General features: G+C 29.0%; 15 protein-coding genes and 1 pseudogene. 7 read left to right on the top strand and 9 right to left on the bottom strand.

Annotated features, from left to right (window positions below; genetic code table 11):
• Positions 1-127: 127 nt before the first annotated feature.
• Positions 128-1,060, bottom strand: a complete 933-nt coding sequence (locus KPL38_RS20225) for a collagen-like protein (RefSeq protein WP_312884214.1) — start codon at positions 1,058-1,060, stop codon at positions 128-130.
• A gap of 432 nt (positions 1,061-1,492) precedes the next feature.
• Here KPL38_RS20225 and KPL38_RS12820 point away from each other — a divergent pair, with 432 nt between their 5' ends.
• Genes KPL38_RS12820 through KPL38_RS12810 form a run of 3 tightly spaced genes read left to right on the top strand, consistent with a single transcriptional unit; the run spans position 1,493 to position 3,313 of the window.
• Positions 1,493-1,870 carry a GntR family transcriptional regulator gene (locus KPL38_RS12820; RefSeq protein WP_216289527.1) on the top strand — a complete coding sequence of 126 codons (378 nt, stop codon included), beginning with the start codon at positions 1,493-1,495 and terminating at the stop codon, positions 1,868-1,870.
• Positions 1,863-2,558, top strand: coding sequence for an ABC transporter ATP-binding protein (locus tag KPL38_RS12815; protein ID WP_216289526.1), 696 nt, complete (start codon positions 1,863-1,865; stop codon positions 2,556-2,558). Before KPL38_RS12820 ends, KPL38_RS12815 begins: the two co-directional genes overlap by 8 nt.
• Positions 2,558-3,313, top strand: a complete 756-nt coding sequence (locus KPL38_RS12810; RefSeq protein ID WP_216289525.1) for a hypothetical protein — start codon at positions 2,558-2,560, stop codon at positions 3,311-3,313. Before KPL38_RS12815 ends, KPL38_RS12810 begins: the two co-directional genes overlap by 1 nt.
• A 153-nt stretch (positions 3,314-3,466) precedes the next feature.
• On the opposite strand, the gene KPL38_RS12805 is transcribed toward KPL38_RS12810, so the two are convergent.
• Positions 3,467-4,171 carry a response regulator gene (locus KPL38_RS12805; RefSeq protein ID WP_216289524.1) on the bottom strand — a complete coding sequence of 235 codons (705 nt, stop codon included), beginning with the start codon at positions 4,169-4,171 and terminating at the stop codon, positions 3,467-3,469.
• Positions 4,168-5,748 (bottom strand): ATP-binding protein, encoded by a 1,581-nt coding sequence (locus tag KPL38_RS12800; RefSeq protein ID WP_216289523.1) that lies wholly within the window; start codon positions 5,746-5,748, stop codon positions 4,168-4,170. The genes KPL38_RS12805 and KPL38_RS12800 overlap by 4 nt, the downstream gene beginning before the upstream one ends.
• A 240-nt stretch (positions 5,749-5,988) precedes the next feature.
• On the opposite strand from KPL38_RS12800, the gene KPL38_RS12795 reads away from it, so the two are divergent.
• Together KPL38_RS12795 and KPL38_RS12790 are read left to right on the top strand one after the other, a co-directional pair.
• Entirely contained in the window at positions 5,989-7,161 is a 1,173-nt protein-coding gene (locus KPL38_RS12795) for an NAD(P)-dependent malic enzyme (protein WP_216289522.1), read from the top strand.
• 85 nt (positions 7,162-7,246) lie between these two features.
• Positions 7,247-8,218, top strand: coding sequence for a 2-keto-3-deoxygluconate permease (locus KPL38_RS12790; RefSeq protein WP_216289521.1), 972 nt, complete (start codon positions 7,247-7,249; stop codon positions 8,216-8,218).
• A gap of 695 nt (positions 8,219-8,913) precedes the next feature.
• Here the strand turns inward: KPL38_RS12790 and KPL38_RS12785 are convergent.
• The 3 genes from KPL38_RS12785 to KPL38_RS12775 all read right to left on the bottom strand — a co-directional run bounded on the left by KPL38_RS12785 (position 8,914) and on the right by KPL38_RS12775 (position 11,186).
• Positions 8,914-9,390 carry a flavodoxin domain-containing protein gene (locus KPL38_RS12785; protein WP_312884215.1) on the bottom strand — a complete coding sequence of 159 codons (477 nt, stop codon included), beginning with the start codon at positions 9,388-9,390 and terminating at the stop codon, positions 8,914-8,916.
• A 151-nt stretch (positions 9,391-9,541) separates the two neighbouring features.
• A complete protein-coding gene (locus tag KPL38_RS12780) occupies positions 9,542-10,219 on the bottom strand; it encodes a VTT domain-containing protein (RefSeq protein WP_216289520.1) in 678 nt (225 codons plus the stop codon).
• 451 nt (positions 10,220-10,670) lie between these two features.
• Positions 10,671-11,186 carry a hypothetical protein gene (locus KPL38_RS12775; RefSeq protein WP_216289519.1) on the bottom strand — a complete coding sequence of 172 codons (516 nt, stop codon included), beginning with the start codon at positions 11,184-11,186 and terminating at the stop codon, positions 10,671-10,673.
• A 389-nt stretch (positions 11,187-11,575) separates the two neighbouring features.
• Here KPL38_RS12775 and KPL38_RS12770 point away from each other — a divergent pair.
• Both KPL38_RS12770 and buk read left to right on the top strand, forming a co-directional pair.
• Positions 11,576-11,773: pseudogene (locus KPL38_RS12770) on the top strand (phosphate acyltransferase); the annotation flags it as partial.
• Between the two features lie 127 nt (positions 11,774-11,900).
• Positions 11,901-12,989: a butyrate kinase gene (buk, locus tag KPL38_RS12765; protein WP_216289518.1), complete on the top strand. Its 1,089-nt coding sequence runs from the start codon at positions 11,901-11,903 to the stop codon at positions 12,987-12,989.
• A gap of 245 nt (positions 12,990-13,234) precedes the next feature.
• Here buk and KPL38_RS12760 read toward each other — a convergent pair whose 3' ends face one another.
• The 3 genes from KPL38_RS12760 to KPL38_RS20350 all read right to left on the bottom strand — a co-directional run bounded on the left by KPL38_RS12760 (position 13,235) and on the right by KPL38_RS20350 (position 17,371).
• A complete protein-coding gene (locus KPL38_RS12760) occupies positions 13,235-14,884 on the bottom strand; it encodes a diguanylate cyclase domain-containing protein (RefSeq protein WP_216289517.1) in 1,650 nt (549 codons plus the stop codon).
• Positions 14,885-15,271: 387 nt separating this feature from the next.
• Positions 15,272-16,852, bottom strand: a complete 1,581-nt coding sequence (locus tag KPL38_RS20355; protein ID WP_216289516.1) for a glycosyltransferase family 2 protein — start codon at positions 16,850-16,852, stop codon at positions 15,272-15,274.
• A gap of 45 nt (positions 16,853-16,897) precedes the next feature.
• Positions 16,898-17,371, bottom strand: coding sequence for a glycosyltransferase (locus tag KPL38_RS20350; RefSeq protein WP_216289515.1), 474 nt, complete (start codon positions 17,369-17,371; stop codon positions 16,898-16,900).
• Positions 17,372-17,663: the final 292 nt, after the last annotated feature.

Genomic DNA, 17,663 nt, shown 5'->3' with positions numbered 1-17,663 from the left:
ATTGAAATTTTCATATTAATTTACAATATTTTCAAGAGGCATAGCCTAAAATTTGAAATAGCTTAACTCCTACCGGAGAAAATATAGCTTTTTGTGGCTTAATCATATTATTGTTTTAAAATCTATTTTAGTCATTTAAAGAATTCTGAAAGAAGTTATAGTTCCAATTGGTCCACTTATACCTACTTATACCTACTAATACTATACTAATAGGACCGCTTGATGTGTTAACAAATTTTAACTGTTCTCCTGCTGTTGCAGCATAAACAATGCTAGCTCCGTTTAAAATCGGATTTGTTGCGATAACAGATATACCACCAACAAAAGATAAATCTGAAGCTTTTACTAAATCTATTTGTATAGAAACTGTTCCAGGATTTGGAGTAACATTTACCTTCCAGTCGAATACATAAACTCCAGTTGTGTTAATTGTAAAGATTCCTGCTCCTGGAGTGTAAGTGTAATCAGTTCCTACAACATTTACAGTGTCAAATAGAATTGTATCGTTAACTGCAATTCCTACAGTAGTTCCTGTTATAACACCATTTAAATACGAATTAAGACCAGGGCCAGTAGCACCAGTTACACCGTTATCACCAGTAGCACCAGTAGCTCCAACATCACCAGTAGCACCAGTTACGCCATTGTCGCCAGTAGCACCAGTAACACCATTGTCTCCAGTAGCTCCGGTAGCTCCAACGTCACCAGTAGCACCAGTTACACCATTGTCACCAGTTGCTCCAGTAGCTCCAAAGTCTCCAGTAGCACCAGTTACACCGTTGTCACCAGTTGCTCCAGTAGCACCGATATCACCAGTAGCTCCAACGTCTCCTGTAGTTCCAGTTGCTCCAATGTCTCCAGTAGCACCAGTTACACCGTTGTCACCAGTTGCTCCAATAGCACCAGTAGATCCAGTAGCTCCAGTTACACATCTACGGTGGTAGTGATGGCAGCAACAATAGTCATCATCATAACAATCTCTATCCCTATCTCTATCAGCAATTATATATTCTTTGTCAGAGTCATTATCTATAGCCAAGTCATTATCATTCCCGTTCATAAAATACACTCTCCCAAGCAACAATATTTTTTTTATATACCTTGCGATTTGATTATTTATTGAATTATTATCTGTTTCACTCATTAAATGCACCTTCCTTAATTTTAAAAGTTTCTTAGATATAGAACTTCACCACATAGTATGCTGATATTCTATTTTTCGGTAAAAATATTTTATGAAAAATGATTAAGATTATTTATTTAAAAATTTAGTGTAATACCTTATAGATAAGGGATAAAAATAGAACTTAAGGTTTGGCATTACAAGATAAATTTGATAAAAAACAATGTCATTAAATTAAAAATAAAAGATGTTTTGGTATAAATATATATAAATTTTGTATAATGTTTGTATTGACACTATCAAAGTCCTAGTGTACTATTAATATAGTTCACTAGGACATTGATGTAATTTATGAAAGGAGTTGAAATTTTGAATAAAGAATTTAATGATAAAGCACCTATATATTTACAAATAGTGGATTTGATAAAAATGGATATAGTAACTGGAAAGTTAAAATCAAAGAATAAATTGCCATCCGTACGAGAAATGGCATCTAATTTAAATGTAAATCCTAATACTCTTCAAAGATCCTATCAAGAGCTTGAAAGGCTAGGAATTGTTTATACTCAAAGAGGTACTGGAACATTTGTTGGAGAGAAAGAAAGCATGGTGGATGATTTAAAAAAGGATATGGCAAAGGAAGTTATTGATTCTTTTATACTTAGAATGAAAAGCTTAGGCTTTACATCTAATGAAATAATAAAATTTGTTTCAAAAGAAACTATGGAGGTAAAACAAAATGGATAACATACTAGAATCTAAGAAAATATGTAAATCATATATGCATAAAAAGGCTTTACGTGGGTTAGATATAAATATATTACCAGGAAAAATTTTAGGATTGCTTGGGCCTAATGGTAGTGGTAAAACTACATTTTTAAAAATAGCAGCAGGTATACTCCATCCATCATCGGGAGAAATACTTATAGATGGTCAAAAACCAGGTGTATATACAAAGTCTATAGTTTCATATTTGCCTGATAATGAGTATCTTCTAAAGTGGATGAAAGTAAAGGATGCAGTAATGTATTTTAAAGATTTCTATGATGATTTTGATGTAAAGAAGGCAAAGGAGTTACTTGAGTTTATGAATCTTGACGAAAATGATGTTGTAAAAAGTTTATCAAAGGGAATGAAGGAAAAGTTAAAACTAACATTGGTACTTTCGAGATCTGCTAAACTTTATATACTTGATGAACCACTTGGGGGAGTAGATCCAACTGCAAGGGAAAAAATATTAAATGCTATAGTTAGCAACTTTAGTGAAAATAGTTCAATGATAATTACAACACATCTTGTAAATGATATAGAAAGAATTTTTGATGATGTAGCATTTATATCTGATGGAGAGATTATATTGCAAGGTAATGCAGAAGAGCTACGTATGACAAGAGAAAAGTCAATTGATGAATTGTATAGGGAGGTATTTCAATAATGTTTAAGCTTGTAAAATATGAATTAAGAGCAAATTTTTTAACCATAGTTGGTATATGTATAACAGTTATAATTGCTAACTTGCTTATTATGACAAAAAAAGGTACTTGGAATATTGCGGTACCAGCATTGTCTACATGTTTAACTATTGGAGCAGTAATTGTAATATTTATAGCGTCATTAAAAATAATGAGTAAGTATTTGTATGAGGATTCAGGATATTTATTATTTACACTTCCACAATCTGGAATGTCAATAATTGCATCAAGGCTTATAACCTCTTTAATACAAATATCAATTGTTTTTTTAGTAGCTGGTATAATGAGTTATTTGGCTGTGACAGACAAAATAGATTTTAGCTTTTTTAAAGATATAAAAATAAGTCAAGTAATATATTATTTGATTAGTTATATATACATGATTGTTTCGTTCTTAAGTATTGTATACTTTTGTATGGTTATTGGGAAAGTGGCTTTAAAAGGTAAAAAACTAGGCAAAATAGGTTCTTTTATTATTTTTATAGCTGTATCTATGGTAATAGGTTGGATATCATTAAAACTCTCAACTCTATTTCCTCAAACACTTAACCTTAATAATTTTTCAATAAGTTCTAAGGATATATTAAATTCTGATTTTTCAAGCTCAGGTGGAGCATCAAGTATGAATATAGCAAGTGGGTTATTTGATATCCTTACATTTGTTGGATTTTTTATTTCTACTTCTTATTTAATAGACAATAAACTTGATCTTTCATAAAATTGTAATAGTTTAATGCAGAAATAAATAGTAAAAACACTCCTGAAATTTAGGAGTGTTTTTGTGTTAGAAAGAGTAACATAAATAATTTCGAATTAGCAAGGTTATTTGTATGTTTGGATAATAAATTTGTAGAAAAGATATTATGATGCCCTAAGTAACAGAATTTATTTTATATTTGTGTTGTGGTCTACCTATTTTACCATATTCAATTAACATTTCAACTTTTCCTTCTTTGTTCATATATTCTAAATACTTTCTGCAAGTGACCCTTGCAATTCCTAAGGTTTCACCTAATTCTTCTGCAGTAATATATTTTTCACCTTTCTCTCTTATTAGTTTGATTTGTTGCCATATCATATCATAAGTATATCTATTTAATCCCTTTGTTAAATCCGTAGTTCCATTATTTGCTTCTTCTAAATCATTGTTACTTAAAATATACTTATCCAGTTCTGTCTGTTCAATTTCGCTTATTTTATTAAATTGGGAATATCTATCTTTAAATTTAAATAGGGATTCTTTAAATCTTTCTAAAGTGAATGGCTTAATTAAATAATCTCTAGCTCCATAGCGAAAGGCTTCTTGAATTCTTTCAATTGTTTTATCGGCAGTAATTAAAATAACTTCTACTCTAATTTCTTCTGCTCGAATCCATTTTAAAAAATCAATTCCATTTTCTTTAGGAAGGTAAATATCAAGCAGAATTAGATCTACTTTATGTTTTTTAATAAAACTCTTTGCCTGCGTAAGATTACTGGCAGCTTTTATTAACAAAAAACCGTCAACTCTTTGCAAAAATTTTGTATTGATATCGCGCACCATTGGATCATCTTCAATAATCATAACTTGAATCATTGGCTTAGGCTCCTTTTCATTGGAATGTTTATATCCCACCAGGTTCCATTATCTACACTAAATTCTATTTTACCTTGCATTTCATCAATGATTTTTTTGACTACATACATACCTACACCACGCTGACCTGTTTTTGTAGTAGTTCCAATGTCATATATTTTATTTCTTATTTCGCACTTTATGCCTGGTCCATTGTCATTAACTTGAATTTTTAAATTATTTTCTAATTGTGAAATTTTAAAATGTATAAATCCATTGCCATCAGTACTTACCTCATCAATAGAATTTTCTATTAAATTTCCAATTACAGAGCACAATTCGTCTTCTCTCATATATTCTGGTAGTTTATCCAATTTACAATTTGAATCTATATCAAATGTTATTCTAGCTTCCTCAGCTTTATTATATTTTGAAAGCAGCAACGCTGCAATAGATACATTTTTGATTTGACCTGTTAGAATGCTACCGATATCTTTTCTAGTTTTAGAAACATTTGTTATGAATTTTACGGCTTCGGTGTATTCTTCTAGTTGTATCATTCCAGATATAGCATGAAGCTTATTCATAAACTCATGATTTTGCGCTCTAAGGGAACAAGTCATTTTCTTTATTCCTGTAAGTTCTTCTGCCATTTTTTTAACTTCAGTTAAATCTCTAAAATTCATTACTAGTCCAATTACTTCATCTTTATCATTTTTAAGTGGATTGTATTTGCAAAAGATTGTTAAACCAGGTCTTACTTTCATTTCTATATTTTCAAAATACTTTCCTAATTTTAAAACTTCAGAAATCTTATGTTCATAAGAAAGATTTGTAAGAGGTTTGCCTATGTCTTCCTCAGTTAGTTCTAGAATTTCACTAGCGGCTCTATTAAACAAGGTAACATTTCCTTTTTTATCTACAGCTAAAATACCATCCTTAACACTTTCAATTACAGCTTCCTTTTCTTTTAATATTAAGGCAATTTCCTCAGGTTCTAAACCAAAGATAGCCTTTTTAATATTGGAAGATAAAAGAGTTGCGGTATATACTCCTAAAATTAATCCAAGTATTATGATAGGTATAAATGAATCTATCTTTGAATAAATCTCGTTATAAACCTCACTGATAGGACTACCTATAGCAACTGCTCCAATTTGTTTGCCATCTTTAAATATGGGAGTAAATACTCTAAGAGATGGCCCCAAACTTCCCTTAGCTTCTGAGACATATTCTTCTCCTTTTGTGAGCACACGTTTTTCATCTCCGCCCTCAAAAATTTTACCTATTTTTGATTTTGTAGGATGCGAATATCTTACTCCCTTCATGTTCATTACGACAATAAATTCTACTTTAGTTTTAATTCGTATGGCTTCTATCCTATTGTCTAAGGTTTCTCCCTTAATTTGATTATTACTAGTCAAATAGTTTTGCACAAGGTAACTCATTGAAATAGAATTGGCAATAGCTAGAAGGTTACGTCCATATTGGTCTTTAAGCATTGTTTTCATCTGATTAAAAGAAAGTACAGATATACTCCCAATAGTCAAAAGTAAAATACCTATTACAGTGGTTGTGATTTTTGTCTTTAATTTCATTTATGTCACCTCTTATATCTTTTAGAGTATAGGTTACGTTTACAGAAATTATAACATATTTAGTCTTTAATAATATATTGTTAAAATTAATACATAGTTTTTTTTATGACCACAAAGATTTTTAAACTTTCTAAATATTTAATTATATTGGATTTGTTGTTATGATGATACCAAGCAATAGGAACAAAAACAACAATTGTGTAAACGTATAAATGATATAAAAAAGGGGAGAGATATTAAATGAATTATTTTGAAGAAAGTTTAAAAATGCATGAGAAATATACAGGTAAACTTGAAATAAAATCAAAAGTAAAAGTAGAAACAAGAGAGGATTTAGGACTAGCATACACACCTGGTGTTGCAGAACCTTGTAGAAAAATTCATGAGAATGAAGAAAACGTATACAAATATACAGCTAAAGGTAATATGGTTGCAGTAGTTACAGATGGTACTGCTATTCTAGGTCTTGGTGATATAGGACCAAAAGCAGGATTGCCAGTTATGGAAGGTAAGGCAATACTATTTAAAGAATTTGCAAATGTAGATGCTTTCCCAATTTGTCTAGATACAAAGAATGTAGATGAAATTGTTCGAAACGTGCAACTTATTTCTCCAGGATTTGGTGGAATAAATTTAGAAGATATTAGTGCTCCAAGGTGTTTTGAAGTAGAAGATAAGCTTAAAAAATTATTAGATATACCAGTATTTCATGATGATCAACATGGCACAGCTATTGTAGTTCTTGCAGGACTCATCAACGCGGCTAAAGTAGTTGGAAAAAAACTTGAGGATTTAAAAATTGTTGTTAATGGTGCAGGTTCTGCAGGAACAGCAATATCAAAACTTTTACTAAGGTCAGGAGTAAAAAATCTAATTGCCTGTGACAAGGTAGGAATACTTTACAGAGGAATGAAAAAAATTGATGATGCAAAAACTGCCCTTACGGAAATAACTAATCCAGAAAACATAAAAGGAAATTTAAGTGATGCATTAGTAGGTGCAGATGTATTTATTGGGGTATCTGCTCCTGGAATAGTAACAGCTGAAATGGTTAAATCAATGAATAAAGATTCTATAGTTTTTGGAATGGCAAATCCAACTCCAGAAATTATGCCTGATGTTGCTAAAAAGGCTGGTGCAAAGGTAGCAGGTTCTGGACGTTCTGATTATCCAAATCAAGTAAATAATGTACTTGTATTTCCCGGGTTATTTAGAGGTGCATTAGATGTTAGAGCAAAAGAAATAAACGAGGAAATGAAGCTTGCAGCAGCTTATGCTATTGCAAATTATATAAAAGATGAAGATTTAAACGAAAATAATGTAATCCCAAGTGCTTTAGACAAAAATGTAGCTGCAAAAGTTGCAAAAGCAATTGCAAAAGCAGCAAGAGAAACAGGCGTAGCAAGAATTTAGAATAAAAAGATATATTTGTAAAGTAAAGGAGACATACCTGAAAAGAAAGATATGTCTCTAAATAACAAAAATAGGGGGTCAAACAATGCAAATTCCAATTAAGAGAACTATCGATAAAATTCCAGGCGGTATGATGGTTGTTCCACTTTTTTTAGGGGTATTAGTTAATACATTTTTCCCGCAATTCTTGAAAATTGGTGGTTTTACAACAGGATTATTTGGTAAAGCGGCATCAACACCAATTTTGGCTTGTTTTATGTTTTTAATTGGTTCTCAAATTAATTTCAATTTAGCGCCAAAGGCATTAAAAAAAGGTGCACTATTAATAACAGGAAAATTTATAGTAGGTGCTGGTATTGGTATATTTGTAGGAAAAGTCTTTGGCCCTGCTGGAGTATTAGGTTTATCACCACTTGCAATCCTTTCAGGATTAACAAATTGTAATGGTGGATTATATGCATCTCTTGCTTCACAATATGGTGATGAGACTGATGTAGGTGCTTATGCTTTATTGTCTTTAAAAGATGGCCCATTCTTCACATTAGTTGCATTAGGTGCATCAGGACTTGCTCAAGTTCCTTTTATGGCACTTGTAGCAGTATTAGTTCCAATATTAATAGGAATGATTTTAGGAAATGTTGATCTTGATATGAGAAAATTCCTTGGAAGCAGTGGATTGTTATTAATCCCATTCTTTTCTTTCCCATTAGGTGCAGGAATGAATCTTGGAACTATTGTAAAAGCTGGAGGTCCTGGAATATTACTTGGAGTAATAGCTTCATTTACTGGAATAGGAGCGTATGTACTTTTAAAATTATTTAAAGAAGAGCCTATAATAGGACTCGCAACAGGTTCAACTGCAGGAAATGCTGTAGCGACGCCAGCTATTATTGCAGGAGCAGATCCATCATTAGTGGCGATTGCAACAGTAGCAACAGCACAAGTTGCAGCATCGTGTGTAGTATCTGCTATCCTTTGTCCATTTATTGTTTCTTATGCATTTAAATTAATGAGAAAAAGTAAAATGAAAAAATTAAGTAGTGGACCTGCGGCATAATATAATTATTAGGAGCTAAGCATGCCAGGCCACTGGGTTTCTTTTTATCACTAATGGGAGGTTCGAAAATTTGTATTTTAAAAATTAAGACAGAAAAAAATATTATCTGAATATTCAAAAAAACATCTTTACAAGCTTGATTTAGTATGTTAGTATATAAATAAGAAGAAGATAAGTTGCTACTTCTTCTTACAAATCCTAATTCATTAATTTAATCAAAAAGTTGTTTCTCCTTTAAAAAGTACAATAGTCAAACATTTAAAAATTAAGGTTTAAGATTTGAGATTTAAGGTTTAGGATTTAAGGTTTAGGATTTAAGGTTCAGGATTTAAGGTTCAGGATTTAAGGTTTAAGGTTTAAGGTTTAAGGTTTAAGGTTTAAGGTTTAAGATTTAAGATTTAACAAATTAAAGAGTTAAAGAAACAAAGAAACAAAGAAACAAAGAAACAAAGAAAGTATAATATAATATTCAAATTGTTTTTATTATAGTCAATCAAAATTTAACTAGTGTAGTGTAATTTAAACAATTACAATAGAAAGTAGGTGCAGTATCACAGACATAACAAGTGAATTAGGGTTTGTTTAGTAGTCAATTTATATAAAAAATATAAATTGGCTACTATAACTTTTTGCGTAAATAATCATAATTGGTGGCGTCCTACATTAGATGATTTAATTTGAAAAAGCTAATCACTTTACAAGCGATTAGCCTTAATAATGTTTTTTGCGAATATATCAATTTTGGGTTCTGATAACTCGTGTATGCTAGTTTTTACGCCCTTAACTTTACTCATAATGAACTTTTCAAAAAATCCTAATTTGTCCATATCAAGTTCAAATCCAAATACTTCTTTAACTATTGCATGATCAAAAATAACTTGTGTAAAAGCTGATTTTAGTTCGTTACCTACTAGGGTCTCATCTTTTTCGGCAGCACAGATGAATAATCCTATTCTTTTTTCTAAAAGGAGGGGTAAATTTTCACCTATAAAGCTAGAAAGTTTCTTTTGGATTTTACCAATGTAAATAGAACCACCTAAGATTATGTTGTCATACTCTTCAAGTTGAAGAGCTGGCTTTAACATAATATTTACTATATTCACGTCACCTGCTAATTTGGTTTTTAGCATTTCGGCTGCTTTTTTAGTTGCACCATGTTTTGTACTATAAATTATTAAGGTTTTTATATAAACTCCCCCTCGTGTAAATATATGATAAAAAAATAAAATAATGATGTAGCTTTATTATATATTAAAAAACATATGTAGAATAAATTATTAATTTGTTTGTATAGTTAATGTTGATTTATAATAAAAAAAGATTTTAAATTTCTGTACTTGGTATATTATTTTCATTATGATCATCATTGTTTTGCCTTTCTTTAATAAATACAATAAGTCCAGGAAGTAATGAGACTATTAGTATAGTTATTAAAGCAAAAGAAAAGTGATCTTTTATAAAAGATAGGTTGCCAAAAAAATAACCACCACCTAAGTAAAGGCTTACCCATAGTCCAGCACCAATCATATTATAAGATATAAATTTAAAATAATTCATTTGCGAAATGCCAGCCACAAAGGGTACTAAGGTTCTTATTATAGGAATAAATTTGGCTAAGACTATTGTAATTTTGCCATGCTGCTTATAAAACTTTTGGGATCTTTTCAAATGTTTTTTATTTATAAATCTTACTTTTTTATTTGATAATATTTTGCTTCCGATATATCTACCAATATAGAAATTAGAGGTATCCCCAAGTATTGATGCAAAATAGCCTACGACTAGTAGAGTGAAGATGCTCATTGATCCAATACCTGCGAGTGCTCCAGCAGCAAATAACATTGAATCTCCTGGGAAAAATGGTGTAACAACTAGGCCCGTTTCTAAGAATATAACAAAGAAAAGAATAACGTAAGATAATATTCCATACTGTTGTACTATTAAAGTTAAATATGTATCAATATGCATTATTACATTTATAAAGTTTATTAAAATGTACATGCTTTTCTCCTTTGTTATATATTTTTTAATTCTTATTAAATCATCTTTTGAGGAACTGAAATGTCGTTAAAGTAATTATATCAATAAATTATTGTATAAGTATCAAATAGTTATGTAAAGATTATGTTATTTATAGAAGTGTTAAATGTTTATGTTTAATTATTTATCATATAACCTTATTATAAGTCAGTTTTAAAAAAATATGTAATGTAAAACAATTTGGAAACTATAATATTAATTTATATAAGAAATGAACTTTGATATTCAGATTCTAATATAATTAATCAGTAATTTAAACAAATATAAATGTAAAAAAGAACAATAAAGCTTACTAATATTGCAGTATTTATAAGTCAATTCTATTTGTTATTAATTTCAATAAATAGTTTGACAATTTGCTAGTATTTTAAACGTTAAGAAGGTACTCATTTTAATAGATGAGTACCTTCTTTTATTTATAAAATAATCTTTGTAATATTCCCTTTTTCTTATGTAGAACTTTTTCGGCTTCTGATATGGCTCTTTGTTTTTCAAGAGATTGAGTTAAAGTATTAACCAATTGAATATCGTGTTCTTTAATAGTTTGGGGTAATGACAATACAATTTTATTTTTCTCTTGTTCTTGTTTAAATAGAATCTGTGTATTCTCGAGCAATTTATTAATGTCATAAAGTTGTCCGTCTTTTACAGTTAACTGCTGCTTGATAAACTCAATATTGTCTTTAAGTATGTCTACCATGTCTTCTTTTAGTAGAGTGACATCAGTAGCTGCGACTTCTGATTCTGCTTGTGAATTATGATTGTATTTTAGACACTGTTTAATGGCATCTAGACCTTTTTCATCTACACATGATTTACCATTATGAGTAATTATAAAAGGTTTTATTTCTGGTAATTTCATTTTAGCATAAGCAGTTACTTTACTGATATTTAAATGTTTAGAAATTTTAAATGCATCATAAATCATGATATGCGCCTCCTAAATTATATACAAAGAGTATTCTCCATATATTACCATATTCCTCTTTTTATTAAAAATATTTAGTTTAAATTAATTTAAATTTTGTTAAATTTAACAAGAATCTAATTAAATTTTAATAAAATTTTATTGTAATGTACTGATACTATTGCGTTTAACTAGGTTAAGCCTTATTCAATTCGCTGTTAAATTTAACAAAGATAGTTTGATTAAGAAATGTTATTTTTCTAATAAAAATGAATCAACAATACAATTTTATTTGTAAAATATAACCAATTAAGCATAAAAGTAGTATGATTTGCTAATACTATATATAGATATTAAATAATAATGGATGTTACAACTATTAAAATGTACAAAGTATAGTAATTGAAATAGCCGATATTCTTGTATTGCCTACTATTAAAGCAGCGAATATTATGTACAAAACATTACTTTATAGTAGTAGTTCTAAAAATGGTGGATTACTTGTAGGTACTTCTGCTCCTGTTATATTAACTTCTAGAGCAGATTCATCTGAAAAAAAATCACATTCTATAGTTCTTGTCGCACTAGTTGCTGAATATAATAAATAAGATTATTTAAATGCTGAAATCCCTTATTATTTTTTAATTACCAGCAATTTAGAAAGTATATTTATATTGCTGGTATGTCAACTTGTTATTTATTTGAATGTGCTTTATAACATAAAGGAGGAACAATATGTCATATAAACTATTAGTAATTAACCCAGGTTCGACTTCTACTAAAATAGGTGTGTATGAAGATGAAAAAGAGATTTTAGAGGAAACATTAAGGCATACATCAGCGGAAATAGGTAGATTTGAAAGTATACCTGACCAGATGAAATTTAGAAAAGATCATATAATAGAGATACTTAAAAAGAAAAAATTTGATATAAATACTTTGGATGCTATAGTAGGCAGAGGTGGACTTTTAAAAGCTATTGAAGGCGGTACTTATAATGTAGACGAACTTATGCTTCATGATTTAAAAGTTGGAGTGCAAGGTCAACATGCTTCTAATTTAGGCGGAATAATTGCAAGCGAGATAGCACAACCATTAGATATTCCAGCATTTATAGTTGATCCAGTTGTTGTGGATGAAATGGATGATGTAGCTAGAATATCAGGTATTCCTGAGTTAGATAGAAGAAGTATTTTTCATGCTTTAAATCAAAAAGCTGTAGCTAAAAGATATGCTAAAGAGCAGGGCAAAAAATATGAAGAGATTAGTGTGATAGTAGCACATATGGGTGGAGGAATTTCAGTAGGAGCTCATAAAAATGGGAGAGTTATTGATGTTAATAACGGACTAGATGGCGAAGGACCATTTTCACCAGAAAGAGCTGGAGGATTACCATCAGGTGATTTAGCTAGATTGTGTTTTAGTAAAAAATATACTTTGGATGAGATACTTAAAAAGATAAATGGAAAAGGTGGTTTTGTAGCATACCTTAATACAAATGATGCTCGTGAGGTAATAAAAGGAGCCGAAGCTGGCGATAAATATAGCACATTAATGCTTGAAGCTATGGGATATCAAGTAGCTAAAGAAATTGGAAGTTGCGCTGTAGCTTTATCAGGAAAAGTAGATGCTATTATCTTAACTGGCGGAGTAGCTTATGGCAAGTTTATTGTTGAATATATAACTGATAGAGTAAAGTTTATAGCAAATGTTATAGTTTATCCAGGTGAAGATGAATTATTAGCATTAGCTCAAGGTGGATTAAGAGTATTAAATGGACAAGAAAAGGTAAAAGAATATAATAATGATTTATTGTTTATATAGGTTTTTACAAAAGGATTAGATATATCTCATGCAATTGCCGATTTTAGTAAATGTGAAATTTAAAAGCTAAACGGCAATTGTAGAGTAACATATCTCATACATATATTATTTGACGAGATTGTTTTAAAAAATTAAGCGAAGATTAATATTTAAAATATGAGTTAATAGAAGCTATTCTGAACTGAACCACTTTTATTGGACAAAGTATTATAATTGTTTATAGAAGGGGTGATTTTTGTAAAATACTAATTGAGTAAATTTTTCGTAGGGTGTTCATTAATATCATTAGGATCTAAATCTTCTTCTTTCAATTTCAATGAATATATCTTATATCCATTTCCACCCTTGCGCTTAACTTCATACATAGCTAAATCAGCTTTTTTACTTAATGTGTCTTCATCAATTCCATGCTCAGGGAATATACTAATGCCTATACATGCTCCAACAAATAATTGGTTTTCATTATAGGTGAAAGCGAAGGTTAATATTTTCAAAACTGCTATTGCAATTTTTTCAGCATTTGCAATTTCTTTTAAATTTTTTAGTACTATTATAAATTCATCACCACCAATTCTATAAACTGTATCCGTTGACCTAACAATGCTTTTTAATCTTATAGCTACAGTTTTAAGAATACTATCTCCAGCTAGATGACCATAATTATCATTAACGCTTTTAAATTTGTCTAAATCTATAAAAAGGAACGCAAATTTTTCATTTTTGTTAACTAATAATATATCAACATCTTTTCGCATCTTTTTTCTGTTAAAAAGTTTTGTAAGTGAATCATAATATACAGATTCCTCTAATTTAAAAGTATATATTCTTTGTATTTCAGCTATCTTTTTCCTTCCAGAAACATCATGTAATAGGATAAGAATTCCTAAAACATCTTTATATTCATCATATATAACTGTTGCGGATAGTTCGCATATGAGAGCTTCTTTATTTTTTCTGAATAAATCAATTTCAATATTAATAATAAATCCTTCTTGCATTATAGTATCAAATTTAAAATCTCTATAATCCATTATTGTATCAAATGGATTTTGATCTAAGTCCTTACGACTATAGCCAGTTATATTTAGTGCTGCTTCATTACAATTTTTCACAATAAAATCTTCACCTAATATGAAAATTGGTTCATTTACAGCTTCAAAAATATATTCTGATACAAGTTCATAAGAAATTGACATCATTTTATGTTTATTAATTGCGTGCCATATTCCACCCATTGAAATAGACATTATTATAATGGCCGATGGGAAAACTGAAATGCCCAATATTGGAAAGATCAAATCTATTGTTGCAGACAAGCAGAATGTTATTAAACTGGTAATAAAAATAATTTTCATCTGTTTTCTAACTCTATTTTTTTTTGTGTTTTTAATCTGAAAATATATCATTACGATACCTGATATAAATAAAATTGCTATATAGATACTAAAAACGTTACCAATAGCTGTATTAATATACAAATTATCCACAAAACCATAACTTTCATTACTTACTATTTTAGAAGGGTCACCTATTAAGTTACTTATGAAAAATATTGTTGCAGATATATATACTATAGACTGTATTTTTAAGGTGAATTTTTTTTGGCTTGCATTATTAAGAGAAAATATGAAGGAAATCCATATTCCATTAAAAAAGCACCAACCTATGGCTGCAAATATTCTCCATAGGTTTGCAATTTTTATATTGGAAGAGATTAACATAAGGGCATATCCCATTGCCCAAATGCTAGCGGAAATGCATAAAATTAAAAACGTTACGTTGATTTTTGATTTTTTATCTCTTTTATAGCTATAAATGCCCAAAAACAAATAAAAAATAAAACATATACATAATATTGTAAATAACAAAATTTTAATATTATCCTCTTGTAGCATTCCCGACGCCCTCCTATTTTCTCGAAACTTTCATAATTATTATATGATTACCATTTATAATAGTTACGCTTTATTAGATAAGTTAATGTGAGGCTTAAACGAAGAACCAAAAAAATATTGCAACTGTAAAAGGCATAGAATATAATAATCCTTATCTTATATGAATAAATTATGGATTTGTAATTTTAAGGGTAATTATAAGTTATGGTTTATATGTATATATAAAATATGGTTTTATTTACATGCACAATTCTATGCTATTAATATGAAAAACGTAAAGGCACAGAAGGGTTTCCGATTGCCTTTACATTTAAATATATATCCATAAAATTTATTGAATATGACTCTAACGAAGTTTTATTATCTAAAATTTACTGTTCCAAAATATTATTCAATATCCTTGGACTTTTCAATTTGTTTGTGCATTTCTTGTAACTCATTATACAGTTTCATTATTATAATCTGATCTTCATTTAATTTTAATACATTTTTTAGCATGTCATCCATAGACAAATTATAATATTTAACATCTGTAGATAATTTATTATTTCCTTCATTACTTATATTATTATTAATAGTGTTACTTACATCATTTGTTTTTATAGGTTGTAATCCTGTATCTGGTACAGTTTCTATATTATCTAATTTCTTTATAGTTTGAGATTGATTGGGAACATTTATTTCTAAAATACATTTATCAATAAATATATTTTCTTCTGACAATTCCTCTAATACAGTGCTTTCACCACTGCTTAATTCTTTATAAGAATGTTGTTTATCTTCAACATTATAATATCCATTTTCATCTGTATAAATAAACCTAATTATATTTAAATATTGTTCTGTCGATAAATGTACAAATCTACATCCAAAATAATTATCTTGGTACCTTAATATTCTACAGTATGCATCACTTTTATCTATTTTTACTTTTATAATGTCTCCAAGGTCAAAATTATTAATTCTATTAACACCAACAGTTATTTTAACACCAGTATCACTAATATCATCGATTACACAATTGATATTTTGTGCATTTTCTAACATAATACTGCTTCTATAGTTTACTTTTTTTCTTTCGGATTTTTTAAATCTCGGTTTTTCTAATGCCAACATCATAATTAATATAATTCCTAATATATTATAAATTGCCCATAATATATTAATGATTAACGATTGTCTTAATTGTGTTGAGTTATTACTTATAAATCTATTTAAACTTATTCCAAATCCTAAAATAGTTAATATAAACAGAATGAACTGTGGCAATAACAAATTCCAGCTTACAAATATATTCTTTTTAGTATTCCCTTTCAAAGTAACATTGAATTTTAATTCTTTTGAAAATATAAGTTCTGATAATGAATCAAATGCTAAGAATACAGCAGTTGCAGATTCGTATATGTGTGTAGTAAATAACGTTCTATATTTTGAAGAATGAGATTTAAACATTAATGTATAAGCTACGAATGATGGAACAAAGAACTGCAATATCTGTAGTGTGTTAGCTTTTAATATCAAGACACCAGTTAATAAATATATTATAGGACACAATATATAAATTAATTTAGATATGCTAGAATACCAATATAGAATTCCACTAAAATACAACAGACGCTGAATAGGCGCTAATCCTTTCATTGTAAGTGGATTCCATTTTTTTGAAACTTGGATATTACCTCTACACCATCGTTTCCTTTGTTTTGCAAAGTCTTTATAATATTCAGCAGATAAACCTACAGCTAACACTTCATTTACAAATATTGATTTATATTGTTTCGCTTGTAAAAGCATCCCTGTTGCCATATCCTCAGTGATACTACCTGTAGGGATACCTCCAATATCATCTACGGCTTTCCGACTAAACAATGCATTTGTACCCACATGAAATAACGCATTATATCTAGCTCTACCAGCTTGAACTTCTCTCATAAAGAAATCTTGTTCGTTGGGTATTTTATTATCCAAATTTAAATTGTATTGAAACGGGTCTGGATTATAAAAAACCTGTGGTCATTGAACAAATCCAACATCATTGTTTTTGAAATACCCCACCATTTTTTGTAAGTAATTTGGTTTTGGAATCATATCGGCATCTAATACAGAAAATAATTCTCCTTTACAATGATTTGATAAAGCATTATTAATATTGCCAGCTTTAGCAAAGTCATTATTATCTCTAGATATATAATTTACGTTAAAAAAATTAGCTAACTTCTTTATTTCATCCCTATTTCCATCATCACATACATAGATGTTATATAAATTAGAAGGATATTGGATGTTTAATGCACCAGCTATAGTTTTCTGCAGTATAAATGCAGGTTCATTAAAAGTCATAATTAAAATATCTATAGTAGGCAACTTATTGAGATCACTCATCTTTCGTTCTTCTAATTTATAAGGTTTGTAAAACAATATAATATATATTGCAGATTGAAAAAATCCTATTAATTCAGATATTATAAGTATTATCCCCAATATCATACCAACTCTTGTATTGGTAGGGATAGTATATTTAATTCTCCAAATAATATAAATTAAATTATAAGTAACAATGGTAATAATGAATAGAAATTTCAGCCCATTATATTTTTTTATTAAAGTGTATAATGAAAATAACCATGCCATTTCAATGACAAATAAAATTATTTTATAGTTAATAAACATATTATGATTAAGCCACAAAAAGCTATATTTTCTCCGGTAGGAGTTAAGCTATTTCAAATTTTAGGCTATGCCTCTTGAAAATATTGTAAATTAATATGAAAATTTCAAT

Origin of the sequence: Clostridium psychrophilum (genome assembly GCF_018861705.1) — a bacterium.
GTDB lineage: Bacteria > Bacillota > Clostridia > Clostridiales > Clostridiaceae > Clostridium_AD > Clostridium_AD psychrophilum.
Note: the sequence above shows the minus strand (reverse complement) of the source record. Positions and strands in the feature narration are given on the sequence as shown.

What these genes read in the sequence shown, in the direction of transcription:
- KPL38_RS12815 (WP_216289526.1), top strand. Translation starts at nt 1,863, where the DNA reads ATGGATAACATACTAGAATCTAAGAAAATATGTAAATCATATATGCAT.
- KPL38_RS20225 (WP_312884214.1), bottom strand. Translation starts at nt 1,060, where the DNA reads ATGAACGGGAATGATAATGACTTGGCTATAGATAATGACTCTGACAAA.
- buk (WP_216289518.1), top strand. Translation starts at nt 11,901, where the DNA reads ATGTCATATAAACTATTAGTAATTAACCCAGGTTCGACTTCTACTAAA.
- KPL38_RS12805 (WP_216289524.1), bottom strand. Translation starts at nt 4,171, where the DNA reads ATGATTCAAGTTATGATTATTGAAGATGATCCAATGGTGCGCGATATC.
- KPL38_RS12780 (WP_216289520.1), bottom strand. Translation starts at nt 10,219, where the DNA reads ATGTACATTTTAATAAACTTTATAAATGTAATAATGCATATTGATACA.
- KPL38_RS12795 (WP_216289522.1), top strand. Translation starts at nt 5,989, where the DNA reads ATGAATTATTTTGAAGAAAGTTTAAAAATGCATGAGAAATATACAGGT.
- KPL38_RS12760 (WP_216289517.1), bottom strand. Translation starts at nt 14,884, where the DNA reads ATGCTACAAGAGGATAATATTAAAATTTTGTTATTTACAATATTATGT.
- KPL38_RS12800 (WP_216289523.1), bottom strand. Translation starts at nt 5,748, where the DNA reads ATGAAATTAAAGACAAAAATCACAACCACTGTAATAGGTATTTTACTT.
- KPL38_RS12790 (WP_216289521.1), top strand. Translation starts at nt 7,247, where the DNA reads ATGCAAATTCCAATTAAGAGAACTATCGATAAAATTCCAGGCGGTATG.
- KPL38_RS12810 (WP_216289525.1), top strand. Translation starts at nt 2,558, where the DNA reads ATGTTTAAGCTTGTAAAATATGAATTAAGAGCAAATTTTTTAACCATA.
- KPL38_RS12775 (WP_216289519.1), bottom strand. Translation starts at nt 11,186, where the DNA reads ATGATTTATGATGCATTTAAAATTTCTAAACATTTAAATATCAGTAAA.
- KPL38_RS20350 (WP_216289515.1), bottom strand. Translation starts at nt 17,371, where the DNA reads ATGATATTGGGGATAATACTTATAATATCTGAATTAATAGGATTTTTT.